The 18,774-nt window shown below is 33.4% G+C and carries 18 protein-coding genes; 9 read left to right on the top strand and 9 right to left on the bottom strand.

Annotation, left to right across the window (positions count from 1 at the left end):
* Positions 1–75 precede the first annotated feature (75 nt).
* From NU08_RS14125 to NU08_RS14110, 4 genes are all read right to left on the bottom strand, one after another.
* Entirely contained in the window at positions 76–777 is a 702-nt protein-coding gene (locus NU08_RS14125) for a CoA transferase subunit A (RefSeq protein WP_129747828.1), read from the bottom strand.
* A gap of 166 nt (positions 778–943) precedes the next feature.
* Positions 944–3,244: a penicillin-binding protein 1A gene (locus NU08_RS14120; RefSeq protein ID WP_129747827.1), complete on the bottom strand. Its 2,301-nt coding sequence runs from the start codon at positions 3,242–3,244 to the stop codon at positions 944–946.
* A gap of 10 nt (positions 3,245–3,254) precedes the next feature.
* Positions 3,255–3,734 carry a gliding motility lipoprotein GldH gene (locus NU08_RS14115; protein WP_111368181.1) on the bottom strand — a complete coding sequence of 160 codons (480 nt, stop codon included), beginning with the start codon at positions 3,732–3,734 and terminating at the stop codon, positions 3,255–3,257.
* The gene (locus NU08_RS14110) at positions 3,718–5,106 is read right to left on the bottom strand and encodes a stage 0 sporulation family protein (protein ID WP_129747826.1); all 1,389 of its coding nucleotides are present in this window, start codon (positions 5,104–5,106) and stop codon (positions 3,718–3,720) included. Before NU08_RS14110 ends, NU08_RS14115 begins: the two co-directional genes overlap by 17 nt.
* A gap of 273 nt (positions 5,107–5,379) precedes the next feature.
* Between NU08_RS14110 and NU08_RS14105 the strand changes: the two genes are divergently transcribed.
* From NU08_RS14105 to NU08_RS14070, 8 genes are all read left to right on the top strand, one after another.
* Positions 5,380–5,976 carry a leucine-rich repeat domain-containing protein gene (locus NU08_RS14105; RefSeq protein WP_129747825.1) on the top strand — a complete coding sequence of 199 codons (597 nt, stop codon included), beginning with the start codon at positions 5,380–5,382 and terminating at the stop codon, positions 5,974–5,976.
* A 77-nt stretch (positions 5,977–6,053) separates the two neighbouring features.
* On the top strand, positions 6,054–6,323 hold the full coding sequence (locus tag NU08_RS14100) for a hypothetical protein (protein WP_129747824.1): 270 nt from the start codon (positions 6,054–6,056) through the stop codon (positions 6,321–6,323).
* A gap of 114 nt (positions 6,324–6,437) precedes the next feature.
* Complete coding sequence (locus tag NU08_RS14095) at positions 6,438–6,854, top strand: SMI1/KNR4 family protein (protein WP_129747823.1); 417 nt, start codon at positions 6,438–6,440, stop codon at positions 6,852–6,854.
* Between the two features lie 131 nt (positions 6,855–6,985).
* Positions 6,986–7,822, top strand: coding sequence for a hypothetical protein (locus tag NU08_RS14090; RefSeq protein WP_129747822.1), 837 nt, complete (start codon positions 6,986–6,988; stop codon positions 7,820–7,822).
* A gap of 620 nt (positions 7,823–8,442) precedes the next feature.
* On the top strand, positions 8,443–9,222 hold the full coding sequence (locus NU08_RS14085) for a DKNYY domain-containing protein (protein WP_129747821.1): 780 nt from the start codon (positions 8,443–8,445) through the stop codon (positions 9,220–9,222).
* Between the two features lie 196 nt (positions 9,223–9,418).
* Complete coding sequence (locus NU08_RS14080; protein ID WP_129747820.1) at positions 9,419–10,600, top strand: ankyrin repeat domain-containing protein; 1,182 nt, start codon at positions 9,419–9,421, stop codon at positions 10,598–10,600.
* Positions 10,601–10,636: 36 nt separating this feature from the next.
* Positions 10,637–11,983: an ankyrin repeat domain-containing protein gene (locus NU08_RS14075; protein ID WP_242502562.1), complete on the top strand. Its 1,347-nt coding sequence runs from the start codon at positions 10,637–10,639 to the stop codon at positions 11,981–11,983.
* Positions 11,984–12,002: 19 nt separating this feature from the next.
* Complete coding sequence (locus NU08_RS14070; protein ID WP_129747818.1) at positions 12,003–12,545, top strand: hypothetical protein; 543 nt, start codon at positions 12,003–12,005, stop codon at positions 12,543–12,545.
* Between the two features lie 75 nt (positions 12,546–12,620).
* Here the strand turns inward: NU08_RS14070 and NU08_RS14065 are convergent, their stop codons facing one another.
* The 5 genes from NU08_RS14065 to NU08_RS14045 form a co-directional block, all read right to left on the bottom strand.
* Entirely contained in the window at positions 12,621–12,851 is a 231-nt protein-coding gene (locus NU08_RS14065) for a ferredoxin (protein ID WP_111377683.1), read from the bottom strand.
* Positions 12,851–14,092, bottom strand: a complete 1,242-nt coding sequence (locus tag NU08_RS14060) for a peptidase U32 family protein (RefSeq protein WP_129747817.1) — start codon at positions 14,090–14,092, stop codon at positions 12,851–12,853. Before NU08_RS14060 ends, NU08_RS14065 begins: the two co-directional genes overlap by 1 nt.
* A 274-nt stretch (positions 14,093–14,366) precedes the next feature.
* Positions 14,367–14,798, bottom strand: coding sequence for an IS200/IS605 family transposase (gene tnpA, locus NU08_RS14055; RefSeq protein ID WP_129747816.1), 432 nt, complete (start codon positions 14,796–14,798; stop codon positions 14,367–14,369).
* A gap of 22 nt (positions 14,799–14,820) precedes the next feature.
* The gene (locus tag NU08_RS14050) at positions 14,821–16,179 is read right to left on the bottom strand and encodes a rhodanese-related sulfurtransferase (RefSeq protein ID WP_129747815.1); all 1,359 of its coding nucleotides are present in this window, start codon (positions 16,177–16,179) and stop codon (positions 14,821–14,823) included.
* A 229-nt stretch (positions 16,180–16,408) separates the two neighbouring features.
* Positions 16,409–17,365 (bottom strand): polyphosphate kinase 2 family protein, encoded by a 957-nt coding sequence (locus NU08_RS14045; RefSeq protein ID WP_207214077.1) that lies wholly within the window; start codon positions 17,363–17,365, stop codon positions 16,409–16,411.
* A 261-nt stretch (positions 17,366–17,626) separates the two neighbouring features.
* Between NU08_RS14045 and NU08_RS14040 the strand changes: the two genes are divergently transcribed.
* Positions 17,627–18,772 carry an efflux RND transporter periplasmic adaptor subunit gene (locus NU08_RS14040; protein WP_129747814.1) on the top strand — a complete coding sequence of 382 codons (1,146 nt, stop codon included), beginning with the start codon at positions 17,627–17,629 and terminating at the stop codon, positions 18,770–18,772.
* Positions 18,773–18,774 lie beyond the last annotated feature (2 nt).

Raw genomic sequence — 18,774 nt, 5'->3', positions numbered from 1 at the left:
CTAATGTGTTAATTAGTCAATTTGATCATTAGATAATTTGCTTGAATTTTCTAATTGACAAATTATCTCAATTATCTAATTTCTAGCTCTTACAGTTCGTTGTTCAATTCTCTTCTCAAATTTTTCTCCCTGAAAGATACGCTGTACCATAATTCCCGGAATATGAATTTGATTTGGATCTAAAGAACCAACAGGAACCAATTCTTCGACTTCTGCAATTGTGATTTTCCCTGCGCCAGCCATACAAGCGTTAAAGTTTCTTGCTGTTCCTTTAAAAATCAGGTTTCCAGCCTCGTCGCCTTTCCAAGCTTTTACGATTGCAAAATCGGCTTTAAAAGCTTCTTCCATAATGTGCATTTTTCCGTTGAATTCGCGAGCCTCTTTTCCTTCTGCCACTTCAGTTCCGTAGCCTGCGGGTGTAAAGAATGCCGGAATCCCGGCTTGAGCCGCACGACAACGTTCTGCAAGAGTTCCTTGTGGGGTTAATTCAACCTCTAATTCCCCAGAAAGCATCTGACGCTCAAATTCTGCATTTTCTCCCACATAAGAAGAAATCATTTTTTTGATCTGCTTTTTCTGAAGCAATAATCCCAAACCAAAATCATCAACTCCTGCATTATTAGAAATACAAGTTAAATCTGAAATCGATGTGTTTACCAATGCTGCAATTGTATTTTCAGGAATACCGCATAATCCGAAACCGCCAAACATGATGGTCATGCCATTTTCAATTCCTTCAATAGCTTCCTGAACGCTATTTACTTTTTTTGTTATCATAACAAACTATCTTTATTGCTGAATATTTTTGATAAAAATAAGATTTTTAGATTGAATTATAACGATTTCGTAAAAATAAAACCGAAATAAAAATCCCTTTACTAATCTTCTTGAAAGAGTTGTAAAGGGATTGAAATATAATTAGATAAGCTTTATTGCAACTTTGTTACAATTCAAATTCATCGGTATTTTGTTCGGTCTGCGTAGTGTCTTTTACAACAGCAGGTCTTTGATAGCAATCTACTTTGATAGAAAGGTTTGCTGGGCGTTCAAATTCAGATTTTGAAATCTGAAGATCTTTATCGGCGTAACACTTTTTCATATAATAACCCCAAACTGGTAAAGCTGCAGTAGCTCCTTGTCCGTAAGTCAAACTTTTGAAACGTGCTGAACGATCTTCACATCCAACCCAAACTCCAGTTACTAAGTTTGGAACCATTCCCATAAACCAACCATCAGATTGATTTTGCGTTGTTCCTGTTTTACCTGCAATTGGGTTTGTAAACATATATGGGTAACCTGTCCAACGGTTGTCTCCACTTCCTCCGCCTTGCGTACGTAAACGTACACCTGAGCCACTTTCTGTTACCCCTTGAAGCAATTTAATTACTGCAAAAGCAATATCTTTATTTAAAACGTCATGAGACTCCGGAATTGGTTCGTAAATAACCTCACCACTTTTGTTCTCAATTCTGCTTAAAAACTGTGGTTTTACATAAACTCCTTGGTTTGCAAATGTGCTATATGCCGCAACCATATCTTCAACCGTAATATCAACTGCACCTAATGCGATTGAAGGCTGAACCGGAATTTCTGTTTTAACTCCTAATTTTTTAGTTAATTCTACAACCGCTTCTGGACTTGTTCTGTCAATTAATTTAGCAGAAACTGTATTGATAGAAGCCGCCAAAGCTTGTTTTAAAGTCACCATTCCTCTGTATCTATAATCAGAGTTTCTTGGCTCCCAATCTTCTGTAACGTGGTGACGACCTTTGTGAATCATAAACGGTCCGTCCAAAATAGAATCGCAAGGAGACATATTCAGTTCCTCGATTGCAGTTGCATAAACGAAAGGCTTGAAAGTAGAACCAACTTGTCTTGCTCCTTGCCCTACGTGATCGTATTGGAAATATTTGTAATTGATTCCTCCAACCCAAGCTTTAATTGCTCCTGTCTGAGGTTCCATTGACATTAAACCAGATTGCAAAAAGTGCTTGTAATAACGAATAGAATCTAATGGCGTCATTACTGTATCTCTTTCTCCTTTCCAAGTAAAAACACGCATTTTTGTTTTTACTTTGAATGAAGCAATGATATCATCTTCGCTTTTGTCCATTTCTTTCATTTGTGCCCATCGAACAGAATTCTTCATCGCCTGCATCATAATTCTGTCTGTCTCAGCTTGCGTGATATTTACGAAAGGAGCGTTTTTATTGTTTTTTTGATCAATGAAAAACTGCTGTTGAAGGTTTTGCATGTGAGCTGCAACCGCTTCTTCAGCATAAGTTTGCATTCTAGAATCTATCGTTGTGTAGATTTTAAGTCCGTCTTTGTAAATATCGTAATCCGATCCGTCTGGTTTTTTATTTTCTGCAACCCATTTCTTCATGTAATCACGAAGATACTCTCTAAAATAAGTCGCTATACCCTCACGGTGGCTTTCCAGTTTAAATTTCAACGTAATTGGCAATGCTTGAAGTCTTTCTTTTTCAGCTTCTGAAATCATTTTTGCTTTTGCCATTTGAGATAAAACCACATTACGACGGTTTTTTACTCCTTGTGGATTACGAACAGGATTGTACAGTCCTGAGTTTTTGAACATTCCAACCAAAATAGCCGATTCGTCTATGGTCAAATCTTTTGGATCTTTAGAAAAATAAGTTTGCGCTGCAGAACTAACTCCAACAGAATAATTTCCGAAATCATAAACGTTGCAGTACATCGCTAAGATTTCATTCTTTGTATATTGTCTTTCCAAACGAATGGCGATAATCCATTCCTTTATTTTTTGTACAATTCTAAAAGGCAAAAACTTAGATCCTTCACCATGAAACAACTGTTTTGCAAGCTGTTGTGTTAAGGTACTCGCACCTCCATTTGTTCCTAAACTAAAAACAGCTCTTAAAGTTCCACGTCCGTCAATTCCCGAATGTTCGTAGAAACGTGCATCTTCAGTGGCAACAAGCGCTTCAACCAGATTTTTTGGCAAATCTGAATATTTAAGCTGAGATCTGTTGGTTTTGAAATATTTACCTAACACCACTCCGTCAGAAGAAATAATCTCTGTTGCAAGATTAGAATCTGGATTTTCTAAATCTTCAAACGAAGGCATAGAGCCAAATAAACCCCAAGAGGCAAATAAAAAGAAGGCCAAAACTCCTAAAAGAGAGTATGCAAAAACTCTCCAGAATTTCTTTTTATAGTAATTAATATCCTTATTTGATTGATTGTTTTTTTTAGCAGCCATAACTATTTATCTAATCTTTTTGTTCTATTCTAAAACCAACGTCTGTAATTCCTTGTAAAGCTTCAACACCAGGAATTTTACCCGATTGTCTAACAGCTTGTTTGATGTGAACTTTGTATTTTCCTCTAAACTTTACATCTTCTTTATAATACAGTTTACTTTCTTTTATATCTGAAAATCCGTTTCCAAGTAATGTTCCGTCAGGCTCAGCCATTTGGTATTCTAAGGTATCCACTTTTGTAAACCCGTTTGGCATTTCAATTGAAACAATCAAAAACAAATTATTAAACGGATAATTGTTGTTATCTCGTATGTTTACAAAAGCATTGTATCTTTTTGTAGAATCTAAAACCGGCAAATCAAAGGTTATAATACTGTCTTTGTGCCAAGCACTTCCGACAGATTTATACTCATCGAATACTCTTTTTTTGTCGCACGAAAAAAGAAGTATCGCTGCCAACAGAAGAATTCCGCTATTTTTTATTCTCATTTTTAGTATTCGTTATTGGTTTTCTAGGTTCAGCAGGTTTATTTTCGTTAGAATTCTGCTTATTCGGATTATTTTTATTCGAATTATGCTTCTTCTTATTCTTATTCGGATTGTTTGGCTTATTTCCATTGCCATTGTTCGCGTTTCCATTATTCGGATTATTATTTCCTGCTGGTTTAGCGTTATTGGCATTTTTTTCCTGCTGTGGTTTTACTGGAGTTGCAACGCCAGCTGGTTCAGCGTTTTGTTTACGCTTGCGATTTGGTTTTTTCTTTCTTTTTGGCTGGTCAAAACGAGTCAAGCTCTCTTGCCCCATTGCATTATTGAAGTCTTTTTCTGGTTCTGAGGTAACCTCAACAGCAAAATCTTCTAAAGAAGAGACTTTGTTTTTCAGTTTGTTTTCTGCAATAATTTCTTTTACCTGATCAATTTTTAAAACGTGCCAGTTTGCGAAATTATTTGTGTAAGCAAACCACATTAATCCTTTAAAAATATCTTGTTTTTGGCAAACAGCATCTCCTTTTTCAGTGATTAATTTTGTGTCATAATCAGGAAAATCTTTTAATGCGTCCATGTAAGTGTCTAATTCATAGTTTAGACAGCATTTTAATTTTCCACATTGCCCTGCTAATTTCTGCGGATTTAATGATAATTGCTGATAGCGTGCTGCAGAAGTATTTACACTTCTGAAATCTGTTAACCAAGTCGAACAGCAAAGTTCACGTCCGCAAGAACCAACTCCACCCAAACGAGCCGCTTCCTGACGGAAACCCACTTGTTTCATTTCTACTCTAGTGCTGAATTCTTTAGCAAAATCTTTAATCAGCATTCTAAAATCGACACGATCATTTGCTGTGTAGTAAAAAGTCGCTTTTGATCCGTCTCCTTGAAATTCGATATCCGAAATTTTCATTTCCAATTTGTGCTGAATCGCCAATTCACGTGCACGAACTTTCATTGGTTCTTCACGATCGCGAGCAACAGACCAGATATCGATATCTTTTTGAGATGCTTTTCTGTAAATTTTCGGAACGTCATTACTTTCGTAATTAACTCCTTTTTTCTTCATTTGAATCTTTACCAATTCTCCTGTAAGAGTCACAATTCCAATATCATGTCCTGGCGAAGCAACAGTTGCTACAATATCACCAATACTTAAAGTTAATTTCTCTGAATTTCTAAAAAATTCCTTACGTCCGTTCTTAAAACGAACCTCAACACAATCAAAAATCGCCTCTCCATTAGACGGACTCATGTTAGAAAGCCAGTCAAAAACCGTCAATTTATTGCAGCTATCGGTGCCGCAAGTCCCATTATTTTTACAACCTTTTGGTGCGCCACCGTCTGAGGTTGAACAACTTGTACATGCCATAATTATATATGTAGTGCTGCCAGAATGCAGCTTAAGTTCATAAACGTTTGATCGGTAAAGATAGTATTTTTTTTATTTGGCTATTTATAGATTAGTTGTAAAGGGTTGTTAAATAAAAAATGTTGCTATTTTAAAAAATGATCGTTTTAAAATTGTTTAGTGAAAATAATTTATTCTTCTGTAAATAAAAGACTTATTGTGTTTGTTTTATGGCTTCTTAAGGTCATTTTTAATTTTTTCTAAAATTACTTTTGCGAATAAAATTTTAAAACCATGAACATTGGATTTAACAAACTTAACGCACAAGTTTTAATAGAAGAGAGGCTAAAAGATGAAGATATCCAACAGCTCTTAAACCATAAGCGTACAAAAGTTCTATCATTAAGAAGATTAAAGCTGGATAACTTAGAATTTCTTTTAGCATTAAAAGAGCTAGAAGATTTAAGACTTTATGGTTGTACAGTCAAAGATTTTAGCGCTTTATCTCAATTAAAAAATCTAAAAAAACTTTTTATTAATGCTGTAGCAAATGATACTAATAACTTTTCTTTTTTAAATGAACTATCTAATTTAGAAGAGTTAGGAATTGGATACGCAACTCAATTTGAATCATTTCCAAAATTGACAGATTGTTTAAAGTTAAAAAAGGTAAGTATTTTCAATTGCAAAAAACTTGAAGCAATAAATAATGTCGAAACAATTCCAAATCTTGAAACCTTTTCCATCGTTGAAACGCCACAAAAACCAAAAGATTTAGAATTTGTAATGATGTTGCCGAAAATTAAATATTTTTCAGGAGCATTTGGCGGAAAAAAAAACGATGAAGAGTTTCGTGCTTTATTATTGAAACACAATGTCCAGTATGGATAATTATAAAACTGATTTTAATTGATTTAGAAGACTTTTACGAGCAAGATACGCACCAGCAGGAGAATAAAATTGAAAATATGACAATTAAATACAAATACACCAAATATCAAGTTGCCAGAACTGCCAAGGCTGATGCTTTTTCTAATAACAAATGGTATTTAATAAAATGTTGCGATGAACTAAGAGCAACGTACCAAATCAAAATATTATTATCAAATGCAATCTCAAAAAAAGGTAAATTAATAGTTAAAGTAAAAAAAGAATGTCTTTTGAAAAATGATTTAAAGCAATTAATGAAAGAAAACAAATCCAAAATTCTCTGCAAAAAACATTCTATTCTTCTCTAAATAAAAATCTTATTCTGTTTGTTTTATGACTTATTGAGGTCGTTTTTAATTTTTTTCGAAATTAATTTTGCATTTCTTTTGAAAAGAAAAAATTAGAACCCTATCAAAAAAATCATGAAATTAATTCTTGAAGAATCTGAACAAAAACTAACTATAAAAGAAATTAGTGAATTTGAAAAACTTTTTAATTGTTCCTTACCCAATTCATTTAAAGAATTTTATCTTTTAAATAATGGAGGTCATTATACAGAAGAAAATCAAAACCGTTTTATCTTAGGTGGATTTAATTCAATAAAATATGGAGATCTTCCTATTGAAAAGCTTTATACAGATTTAATTGAAGATTTCAATAAATTAAGTCAAATGATTCCATTTGCATATGATTATGGAGGGAATTGTTTTCTATTATCTTTAAAAAAAGAAGATTATAATTCAATATTTCTTTGGTTAATGGATGAAAAAGAACTTGTATTTGTGTCTCGATCTTTTGATTTATTTATTTCTGATTTGAAAAATGATTGTAAAGGATAATTCGGTTTCTCTACTCAAGCGAGCATGAGAACACAAGTTTTATAAAATTGAGATTATTGATTTAGAAGCCGTTCATGAGCAAAATGCTCGCGCTAGCAGGAGATAATCAAAAACATAAACTTTAATTTTAAATGGATTCAAAACAATTATTTAGATTATTTAACAGCAAGTTTTTTAAGGCAAATTGGTTGGATGAAAATGGCAAATTGGCTCAAAACGATGGTGAAGTAAAATGGTTTTATTGTGGAATTAATCAAGATTTTAATTCCGAAATAGTTAACGAAACAATTAATAAAACTTTTGAAGAAGATGAAGTTTATCTCTTTATTTCATCAAATAAAAGTTCATTGGTTTCAAAATCAATTGTTGTCGAAGAAATCGGCAAAATGTTGCATAAAAAAGAAATTGGTGTAATGAATAAATCATGCACAAAAATTATCCATTTTACTACCTACGGAGTCTTTAGTAGTGGAATAATTAGAGATTTTCCTAAAAGCCGTTTAAGAACTGTTGGAACACCTCTAAAGGTAGTATTTCACGCAAACATTTTGGATTCAAGCACCGAGAAAGTTGCGGATGCCATTGAAGATCATTTCTCTAATCTTGAAGAGGAATTACACAGAGATTATGGCGGCATTTTGGAACATCTTTGGATTGATTTAGAATTAGTTGAAAGTCATTTAAAAAGTAGGGATTCTTGGCATTTTCGTTTTCAAAAAAGAGTTGATAATCCAGAATCTCATACCGAATTATACTCCTACAACGTAGGTCATTATAGTGTTAAACCAGATTTTGAAAAGTTAAGAAAGCTTTCATCTGAAACATCAATTTGCTCATATATATTTGAGTTATTATATGAATCGACTCAAGTTTTAGTCAATAAGCAAAAAAAACTTGATGGATTTAATGCAACTGCATTTCGACAGGATTTTTTATCTGCTTGCAAAAAGTTAGGATATATTGATTGATAAAACCCCCATAGTAAAAACCCTATTTTTCCTTCAAAGCAAAATAGGTTTTTTTCTTTAAATATAATTTTCATCTATTTTTTTTCAAAAAATCAGACGGAAATAGAACCTAAAATATACTTTCTGTCTATTTTATACTCTAAAAAGCTATTTTAAATTTTTATCCTGAAATATATTTCTCATTTTTATGTTTTATCTTACAACGTGGTTTGTTAAGTCAACAATTACAAACCAAACTTGGAATTAAAACTTATAATCATTTTTAAATATATTTCGAATGCAAACACAAAACCAGATTGAAAATTTCCTTTTTCAGAGAAAATTTGACAAGGCCAGAGAATGCCTAAATAACGGAGAAACCTTTAATGATCAATATCTTAAAAAACAATTTTTCTCAAATATCTGCCAAAATTATAGAAACCCGATAGCGCGGATTTGCAATCCGTGCCCGCAACAGTAAGACGCAAAACAAATCATTAAAATAAAAGTTACACAAATTAATGTACTTTTAAATTTACAAAGAGAATAAACCAATCTTTGAGGGCACGGATTGCAAATCCGCGCTATCCTTGCTGAGATAAATCTGCGCAATCGGGAAAAACTTTTTAACGAAACAAATTATGAATAATATCTGGAAAAAAGTAAGAACTGTAACATTACCAAAACCTGGAAATGTCGGCACCATAGAAAAAGACGAAACATACTATTCACTAGATGGAAAAACTATTTTATATAATGGATATATCATAAAAGATGCAGACTTCGAAACCTTTGAATATTGCTTTAGTTTTGCAAAAGATAAAAACAAATGTTACAGAGCTGATTCTATATACAAAGACGCGGATCCAAAAACTTTTATAGTATTAAATTATCACTTTGCTAAAGATAAAAACAATATTTATTCACTAGGCGGTATCGTGAAGAACCTAGATTATCAAACCTTTGAAATATTAGATTGCGAATATATATCGAGCAGTGACGAAATAAGGAATTCAAAATTATCATTTAGCAGCGATAAATCTGGTATCTGGTGGATGGATTATTATTCATACAAACCGGTTTTAATAAAAGGTACAAACAAAAGTACCTTCAAACGAATAGATGAATGTTTTTCTAAAGATGATAAACATATTTATTTCGGTGGCACACGCCTACCAAAAGCAAATCCCTTAACGTGGAAAAGATTGCATGAAAACACCTATTACTCCCAAGACCTAAATAGAATTTATTTTACTAAAAACTTACTAAAACAAGCCGATGTAGATACATTCGAAGTACTGTCAATTCCAATAAACACAGGATTATTTTCTTATGCCAAAGATAAAAATTGGGGTTATATGACTGGTAGTGTAATATCTCACGAAGAATTGGAGCAAATTATTAAAGAAGGCCTTTGGTAAGCTTTTGTTCAACACTTAAATCTAAATATAAAATACTCATTCTCTCTCTATTTCTTAACACAAAAACCCCTTTTTAATTTTAATCCTAAAATATATTTACGATTTTTATGTTTTATCTTACAGTACGGTTTGCGAAGCCAACAATTACAAGCCAAATTGCAATTAAAACTTATCATCATTTTTAAATATATTTCAAATGCAAACACAAAACCAGATTGAAAGTTTCCTTTTTCAGGGAAAATTTGACGAGGCGAGAGAATGCCTAAATAACGGAGAAAACTTTAACGATCAATATCTTAAAAACAATTTTTCTCAAATATCTGCCAAAATTATAGAAGCCAAAGAAATTGATTTCATTGAAAAACTAATAAAAGCCGGATTTATTGAGACTGACATTTACGAATTGGACAGTTTTGATCAATCTATTTTCAAACCATTGACTTTATATTTAAAAGATGACGAAGATTCGATTGCTTTCTTCAAGGAATTGATGTCGAAAATGGATAATATCAACGACGAAATAAGTGATAAAACTCTTCTCGGTTATTTTCTTGAGAAAGGAGCTTCGCCAAAAACAGTTAAAGTTTTAGTTGATGATTTTAGTGCTAACACTCAGTATAAGAACAATGCAGGAGAAAATTTCATCTACACGATTTTGAATACTTATGGTCTAGATCCTGAAAAAGTAAAAGAATATATCACTATACTTTTAGAAAATGGCGTTGACATAAACGAAAAAAATATTGTGGGTACAACGCCATTAATCTGTGCCGTTAAAAGAAACAGAAAAGAACTTCTTCCATTTTTATTAGAAAATGGAGCTGATCCTAATGAAACTGATAATCAGGAAAACAGTGCTTTTTATTACGCTGCAGCCGAACAGTTTTCTTTTCCGATGTACGAACTTTTGGCAGAATCATCATCTGCTAATTTTAATAATATCAATAAAAATGGAAAAACTTTACTCACAGAGTTTATCCGAATGATGTCTGATTCTGAATACGATCTGAATTCACTTCAAAGATTATTGTCAGATGGAGCCGATTTAAATCACAGCGCTCAATATTACGGAAATCCAAAATCGGGTATAGATTACATTGTTGAGAAAAAATCGGGTATTTTAAAATCGGTACTTGACAGTGGATCTATTGATGTCAACGAACAAGACAATCAAGGAAACACCATCTTGCATAAAGTTTGCGCCTTTAATGTTAATTACGATGCAGAAATGGCAAAAGAAACTTATAGAAAAGTAAAACTGCTATTAGATCAAGGAGCTGACATTTCGATTACAAACGATAAAGACGAAACTGCCTTAATGCTTGCTTCTGAAGACAACCTGAAGATTAAAACAGTTGAACTTTTAATGAAACAATAAAACGATCATTTTACTTAAAATTACCCAAACATGTCAATGTCATTTATAGTTGCCTGCGAAAACGGGAACCGAAAAATAGCCGAATTGTTGCTTCAAAATAAAGAAGTAGATGTAAAATATACCGACGAACAAGGTAGAACAGCTCTTCATTACGCCGCACACCGCGGTTATCTCGATATTGTGAAAATTCTAATCGAGGAAGGTGCCGATATTAACTACGAAGATCATCAGGGAGAAACGCCTTTGTATTTTGCCTGTCTTCAAAAACAAAAACAAACTGCACTTTATCTTTTAGAAAACGGAGCAGAAATCACGAAGAATGATAAATACGGAAATAGTCTACTGCATTTAGTCGTTCAGACGGCTCAAATTGAAATTGCAACAAAGTTGCTTCAAGCCGGAGTAGATGTTAATTTACTGAATAACAATGGAGAAACTCCGCTATTGTTGGCTTCGGCAAAATTAAATAGAGAAATTATCCAATTGCTTTTAGACAATGGAGCAGATATTAACGTTACGGATAAACAGGGAAATACACCACTTATTTACGCTTGTTATACCAAATCTATTCCAATGGTGACATTGCTTTTAGATAACGGTGCCGATATAAACCACGCGAATCATTCTGGAGAAAATGCACTTTTAATTGCTTGTTACGAAACCAATAGAATGTTAGCTAAATTACTGATTGAAAGAGGTGCAGATGTATTTACTTCAAGCAATACTGGATATTCTCCTATTTGGTACGCTTGCGCGAATAATCAAAAGGAAATCGTGGCTTTGTTTCTAGAAAACGGAGTTGATGTGAATTACAGCAAACCTTTAGCTGGCGACACTTCTTCAATGAATGATTATTTGGATTGGATTGTTAGCGCCACAAATATTTCAAACGAATCGAGTTTTACTTTGAACAGTTCATACAATTATGGCGGAGAAAGTCTGCTGCATGTCGCAACCAAAAAAGGGAACTTAAGCATGGTTAAATTGCTTATCGAAGCTGGAGCAAACATCAATATTCAAGACGAATCTGGAAATACGCCATTACATTACAGCGCCGCAAACGGAAAGAAAGATGTTGTAAAATATTTATTGGACAATAAAGCCGATGCGTCAATCGTAAACGTAAAAGAACAAAAAGCGATAGATTATTCGAATGTAAAAGGCTTTAATGAAATTACAGAATTGATTCTGAAATACGCTCCATCAGGAACTGTTGTAAATCCAATAAACACTCCGCAACAAGCCGAAACGCCAAAAGCCGAAGCTTCAAATTCGATGGAAGCGAAGAAAAAGGCATTATTAGATTTAAAGGAACTTCTAGATGCTGGAATCTTAACTTCGGAGGAATTTGATGCCGAGAAAAGTAAAATTTTAAAAGGATAAATAATAAATAAATTCAAAAATGAAAAAAATCTTAAATGCCACAACTCTATTTTTAGTATTAATTGCCGGAAGCTTAGTTTCTACATCATGCACCAACCTTTCACCAGAAAAAACCTTTGAAATTGCCGCTTTAAATTCGAATTTATTATCTCGTTTTGGAAGTAAAGAAATCAACGAAAAGCTGCAATCTGAAGCACAAGTTTATGATGAAACTCAAAAAAAGATGATTCCGTCTACTTATCAAGATTCTTTTAAATATGATATAACTAATTTAGAAACCCGATTAAAAACTATTCAGGACATACCGGAAGATGAAGACAACAAAGAGCTTCTTCAGGCATCGAAAGACTTATTTACTTATGCAATTGCGAAACAAAAAGAAGGTTATTTGTCAATTGCTAAACTAAAAGACGAAAAAGCTTCGCAAGAGCAAATTGAAAAAGCAATTGAAGATTTCGACGCTTCAACTCAAAAGGATATAGATGCGAAGTTTACCAAATTGATGAATGTGGCACAAACTTATGTGGATAAGCATAATATCAATGCTAAAATTGGAACTTAAATTTCTCTTATTATAAACAACAAACCCTATTTTGTAATGTTACAAAATAGGGTTTGTTGTTTTAATTTATAGATTTTAAGTCTCTTTAACCGTAATAATTTTCACTGGACAAGCTTTTGCTGCCAATTCACAGCTTTCAACAATTGCATGATTGGGAGATTTTAATGTAAAAAATCCTTTTGCATTCTGCGAATGAATGAGAACCGATTTTCCATCTTTTTTAGACATCTGAAAATGAACTGGATCCATTTCGACACAGTAATTACAGCCAATACATTTATCTCGTTGTAATGTTATAATAACCATTATGCCTCAACAATTTTATATAATTTGTCCGACATTCTGATTCTAAACGGAAGTTTGAAAGTACAATCATCTCCTTTTGTTGCTTTTTCTACCGTAATATCATTCACAAACATTTCATCGATAATCATTTCCTGAGCTCCTGTACTTGGTCCAGTCACCAAAATTTTATCTCCAATTTTTATATCATAAGCTTCAATTTTAAACTGTCCAACTTCTGCTTTTGGGAAATAATGCGTTCCTTTTCCAACATAAACCTTTTTTTGCGTTGCAGCTGATCCTGGAATATCGCTCCACTCGCCTAATTCCTGACCTAGATAATATCCTGACCAGAATCCCCGATTGTAAACTGTTTCTAAAGCTTTCATCCAAACTGCGGTTTTTTCTTTTGAAAATGTGCCATCATAATACGCATCAATCGCTTTGCGATAAGTTTTAGTTACTGTTGCAACGTATTCAGGCGCACGGCCTCGACCTTCGATTTTTAAAACCTTAATTCCCGAATCGATAACCTGATCTAAGAAATCCAGTGTACACAAATCTTTTGGCGACATCATGTATTCGTTATCCAATTCGATTTCAAAACCTGTTTCCTGATCGATAACGGTATATTTTTTTCGACAGTTTTGTTTGCAAGCACCACGATTCGCTGATGAATTATGCGAATGCAGACTCAAATAACATTTTCCTGAAACGGCCATACACAAAGCACCGTGACCAAAAATTTCGATTTCAACTAAATTTCCGTTCGGCCCTTTTATCTGTTCTTTCTCAATTTGGTCGGTGATATTTTTTACTTGACGTAAACTCAGTTCACGACTTAGAACCATTGTATCTGCAAATAAGCTATAGAATTTAATGGTTTCAATATTCGTTACATTCAATTGGGTTGAAATATGAACTTCCATTCCAATTGACCTTGCCATAGTAATTACGGCTTGATCTGAAGCAATTACAGCTGTAATATTTGCCTCTTTAGCTTTGGTCAATAATGTTTTTACGACTGATAAATCGTGATCGTAAATAATCGTGTTTAAAGTAAGATAGCTTCTAACGCTTTTTGCTTTACATCGATTGGCAATTTCTTTTAAATCATCAATCGTAAAATTGACTGTCGATCTTGCACGCATATTAAGCTGTTCAACTCCAAAATATACGGAATCACAGCCATTATCTAAGGCAGCTTGAAGTGACTCAAAATCTCCAGCTGGAGACATGAGTTCAATTGTATTGTTAATTGTCATTTTCGGTTTATTATTCAAATGACAAAAATAATGTGGGTATAGATTAGATTCCTATGATTTATATCATAGTCTATATTTTAAAAATTATTTGCAGTAGCCCTATTATAAATCATTTGCTATGTCCATAATTGTAACGCAATCTTTATCAAATATAGCCCACGGTTTCAACCGTGGGAACACAATAGGCATCCTTAACGTTACGCAACAATACGTTTCCCACGGTTGAAACCGTGGGCTATGTTTTATATTGTGATTTTTTTGTCATGAGATCGATTTAATTTTCAAACCCATGCAGTTTTACAAATTCATCAAATTCCTGCTGTCCATCCTTTTTGAGATGATGCTGCTTTTGTTTTTTAATGTAATTAAAAACAAGATTAAGTTGAGACTCGCTTACAGCAAAAGCCGCATAACCCTTTTGCCATGCGAATTTTTCAAGAATTAGATTTTCTCCATTTATACAATGAGATGAAACTCCTTTCGCTTGACGAATTACATCCGAAATAGATTTTTGGGGATTCAATAAAAACAAAACATGTATATGATCAGGCATTCCGTTTATGATTCTAACAGGACAACCCAATTCAATTAACTCATTGTGAATATAATCGTGTACCTTTTTTTCAATTGAAAAGTCAATTAATTCCTTACGGTTTTTGGTTGACCAAATGGCGTGAATCCATAATTTGGCAAAAGAATGTGACATTGTAAAGTAGCGTTAAAAAATGCTAATTTACAATTTTATACAATTTATCTGACAAACGAATACGAAATGGAACCTCAAAAGTCACCTTATCACCAATTTTAGCAGATTGAGTTTCTGTTCCATTAACAATGATTCTATTCAAAACCATTTCCTGATCTCCAGTAGTTGGGCCAGAAATTAAGATTTTATCACCGCTATTTAACTCTTGGTTTTCGATTGTAAACTGTCCAACTTGTGCTTTTACATAGTAATGCTCTGCTTTTCCAAGAAGTACTTTTTTTACTTTTATTTTCTGACGAATATCAGCTGGCTTTTGAGCTGTAGCCAAAGCTGTTTCTGGCAATTCTCCTGAATGTTTGAATTTCAGATTTTCAGATTTTCCTTTTCTGAACACTTTATTTCCAACTTGTTTTCCAGTTCTTAAACGAACTTGATCAACCAATGGCATGTGGATAATCTCTAAACATTCTGTAGAACAGCAGTTTTCCATTGCAGCTTTACAATCGTCGCATTGAATAAACAATAAATGGCAACCATCGTTTTCACAGTTGGTGTGATTATCGCAAGGTTTTCCGCATTGGTGGCATTGCGAAATAATATCATCTGTGATTCTTTCACCCAGACGATTATCAAATACGAAGTTTTTACCAATGAATTTGCTTTCTAAACCTTCTTCTTTCAATTGTTTAGCGTAATTGATAATTCCGCCCTCTAATTGATAAACGTTTTTGAAACCTTGGTGTTTAAAGTAAGCACTCGCTTTTTCGCAACGAATACCTCCAGTACAATACATTACTAGGTTTTTATCGTCTTTGTGGTCTTTAAGCTGTTCGTTGATAATTGGCAAACTCTCTCTGAAAGTTTCAACATCTGGAGTGATCGCTCCTTTAAAGTGTCCAACTTCACTTTCGTAGTGATTTCTAAAATCTACTACAATTGTGTTTGGATCATCAAGGATTTCGTTAAATTCTTTAGCTTTCAAGTGAACGCCTATATTGGTAACATCAAAAGTATCGTCGTTTAAACCGTCAGCAACAATTTTGTGACGCACTTTGATTGTCAATTTTAAAAAGGAATGATCGTCTTGTTCTACGGCAACATTCAATCGGATGCCTTTCATGAAATCATAAGCTTCAAGAGTTTCTCTAAAAGCTTCAAAATTTTCGGCAGGAACACTCATCTGAGCATTAATTCCCTCATGGGCGACATAAATTCTTCCCAGTGCATCGAGTGCATTCCAGGCAATGAATAAATCGTTACGAAATTTTTGTGGATCTTGAATTTTGGCATACGCATAGAAAGACAACGTAAGTCGTTGTTTACCTGCATCATCGATCATGATGGCTCTTTCTTCTGCGCTTAAAGTGTTATACAGTTGCATGCTATAAACAGTTTTAAGTTAAGAATATATTTTTTTTAGATTTTCCTTAAAATCTGCGGCAAATTTAGAGTTTATTTTGAGATTAAAAATGGCCTTACCTTAATTATCTGATTTTTTTAACATCTTTAGGCTCTCTATAGATTAATTTACATCACACATTAATTACATATATGATTTTTTGCGGAAAATTATACCAAAATGGAACAAAACTGATTATAATTATGGAAGACTATTCTTTTTCTTCTAATAATGCTTTTTTGACCTCATTCAATTCTGAGATTTTTTCAGCACTAACTTTAGGATATTCCAAATCCATTTCGTCTAAAGCATGAATTATTGCAGAAGCAATTGCGATTCGAGCATACGCTTTATTGTCGGCGGGAATAACATACCAAGGCGACTTTTTAGTTGAAGTGTTCTTGATTAATTCTTCATAAGCATGCATATAATCGTCCCAATATCCGCGCTCTTTGGCATCGGCTGCACTAAATTTCCAATTTTTATCAGGATTGTCAACTCTTTCTATAAATCTTCTTTTTTGTTCTTCTTTAGAAACATTTAGAAAAAATTTAATGACAATGGTTCCATTTCTAGTCAAATATCTTTCAAAATTCCGAATGTCTTCAAAACGATTTTCCCAAATATCCTTAGTAATTAATTTCTCTGGTATTTTCTGTCCTCGCAATATTTGTTCATGAACACGAACTACAAGAACTTCTTCATAGTAAGAACGATTAAAAATCCCGATTCGGCCTCTTTCTGGAAGATGTTTTTGGCAGCGCCATAAATAATCGTGATCTAATTCTTCTGAGCTTGGCCCTTTAAAGGAAGATACTTGACAGCCTTGCGGATTTATACCAGACATAACGTGTTTTATTGCACCATCTTTTCCTGCCGCATCCATAGCCTGAAATATGATAAGAACTGACCATTTATCTTGAGCATACAAAATATCCTGCATGGCCGCGAGAGCTTTAATCCCCATTTTTAATGTTTTTTGAATCAATGCTTTGTCTTCATTCCCAAAATAAGATGTTGGTTTGTCTTTTAACGTAAAATCTTTATCATCACCCACACAGTATTGTTCGGAGAATTTTTTAGCTCTATGCAATAATTCCTTTTTGGTTAATTTTTTAAAATCGTCACTTTCTGTTTTCTTGTTATTTTTCTTGTTATTTTTTGACATGACCACAAAAGTTTTTTAAGTTATTATACTAGTAATCCAGAATAAATTATTCCTACAAAAATGCAGTTTATCGATATAATGTTGCGTTTTATCCGTTTGAATATTATTAACTGAAAATCAGATAAATAAAATTTTAACTAAAATTAACAAAATTCAAACAATATTTATTCATTTAACCAAAAAAACACTAACTTAGCTAATGCACTTTACTGGTTTTTAATTAGTTGTATTTAAATTAATTTTATCTAAAAGAATTTAACAATGAACAAAATCTACTCCTCAGCAATTTTACTAAGTCTTATTTTTTTTTCTTGTAAAAAAGAGACCCCACCAAGTCCAAAACCACTAGAAATTTCAGTCACTTCTGTTTTACAGCAAGATGTAAAATTAGAATCTGAATATACGGGGCAGACTTTTGGTCAATCAGATATACAAATTAACCCGCGAGTTGATGGTATTATTGAAAGCATGAACTTCAAGGAAGGAAGTTTTGTCAAAAAAGGACAAGTACTGTACACTATTGACCCTTTACCATACAAAGCTAAATTGAACGAAGCTCAAGGAGTGGCTGCAGAATCGCAGGCGCGATTGTCTAAAACCAAATCAGATTTGGACATGATTACACCTTTGGCTAAGATGAATGCCGTCAGCCAGAGAGAACTGGTTTCGGCAAAAGCGGCATACAATGCTTCTTTAGCCCAAATAAAAGCTTCTGATGCTTCAGTAGATAATGCTAAAATCGAATTGGGCTATTGCAAAATACTAGCTCCAATTTCAGGATTAATAGGCATTTCTAAAGTTCGTGTCGGCGATTATGTGAGACCTGGCGCCATGTCTATTCTAAATACCATTTCAGACTTAGGAGATGTGAGAGTGCGATTTACCATTAGCGAACAAGAATTTCTGCGTCTTTTTAGAGAGTTCAGCAAACCAAATTCTGCCTTAAAAGGCTCTGGTGCAACTGTAACTATAAAATTATCTGACGGTTCCATCTATCCAGAAACAGGAAAAGTTAGTTTTGCCGACAGACAGATTGATCCTTCTACGGGAGCAATCACATTTGAAGCTACATTTCCTAATCCTGATAAATTGCTCCGACCTGGCCAATATGTAAAAGTAGCACTGCTTACAGACATTCGTAAGGAAGCAATCGTAATTCCACAGCGTGCTGTTATCGAAGTCCAAGGAATCTACCAAGTTTATGTAGTCGGTAATGATAATAAAGTTCAGATGCAGATTGTTAAACCTGGTCCAGCCGTTAAAAATGGATACATTATTGAAGAAGGGTTAAAACCAGGCGATAAGATAGCCATGGGAGGTACTTCTTTATTAAAGAATGGAAGTGTTATTACTCCAAAAATCGTTCAATGGCAATTGGGCGATCCAGAAACTGTAGCTGCAAAGTAATC

It is taken from the genome of Flavobacterium anhuiense (assembly GCF_004151235.1).
Classification (GTDB): Bacteria; Bacteroidota; Bacteroidia; order Flavobacteriales; family Flavobacteriaceae; genus Flavobacterium; species Flavobacterium anhuiense_A.
This window is presented reverse-complemented; position numbering and strand designations above follow the sequence as displayed.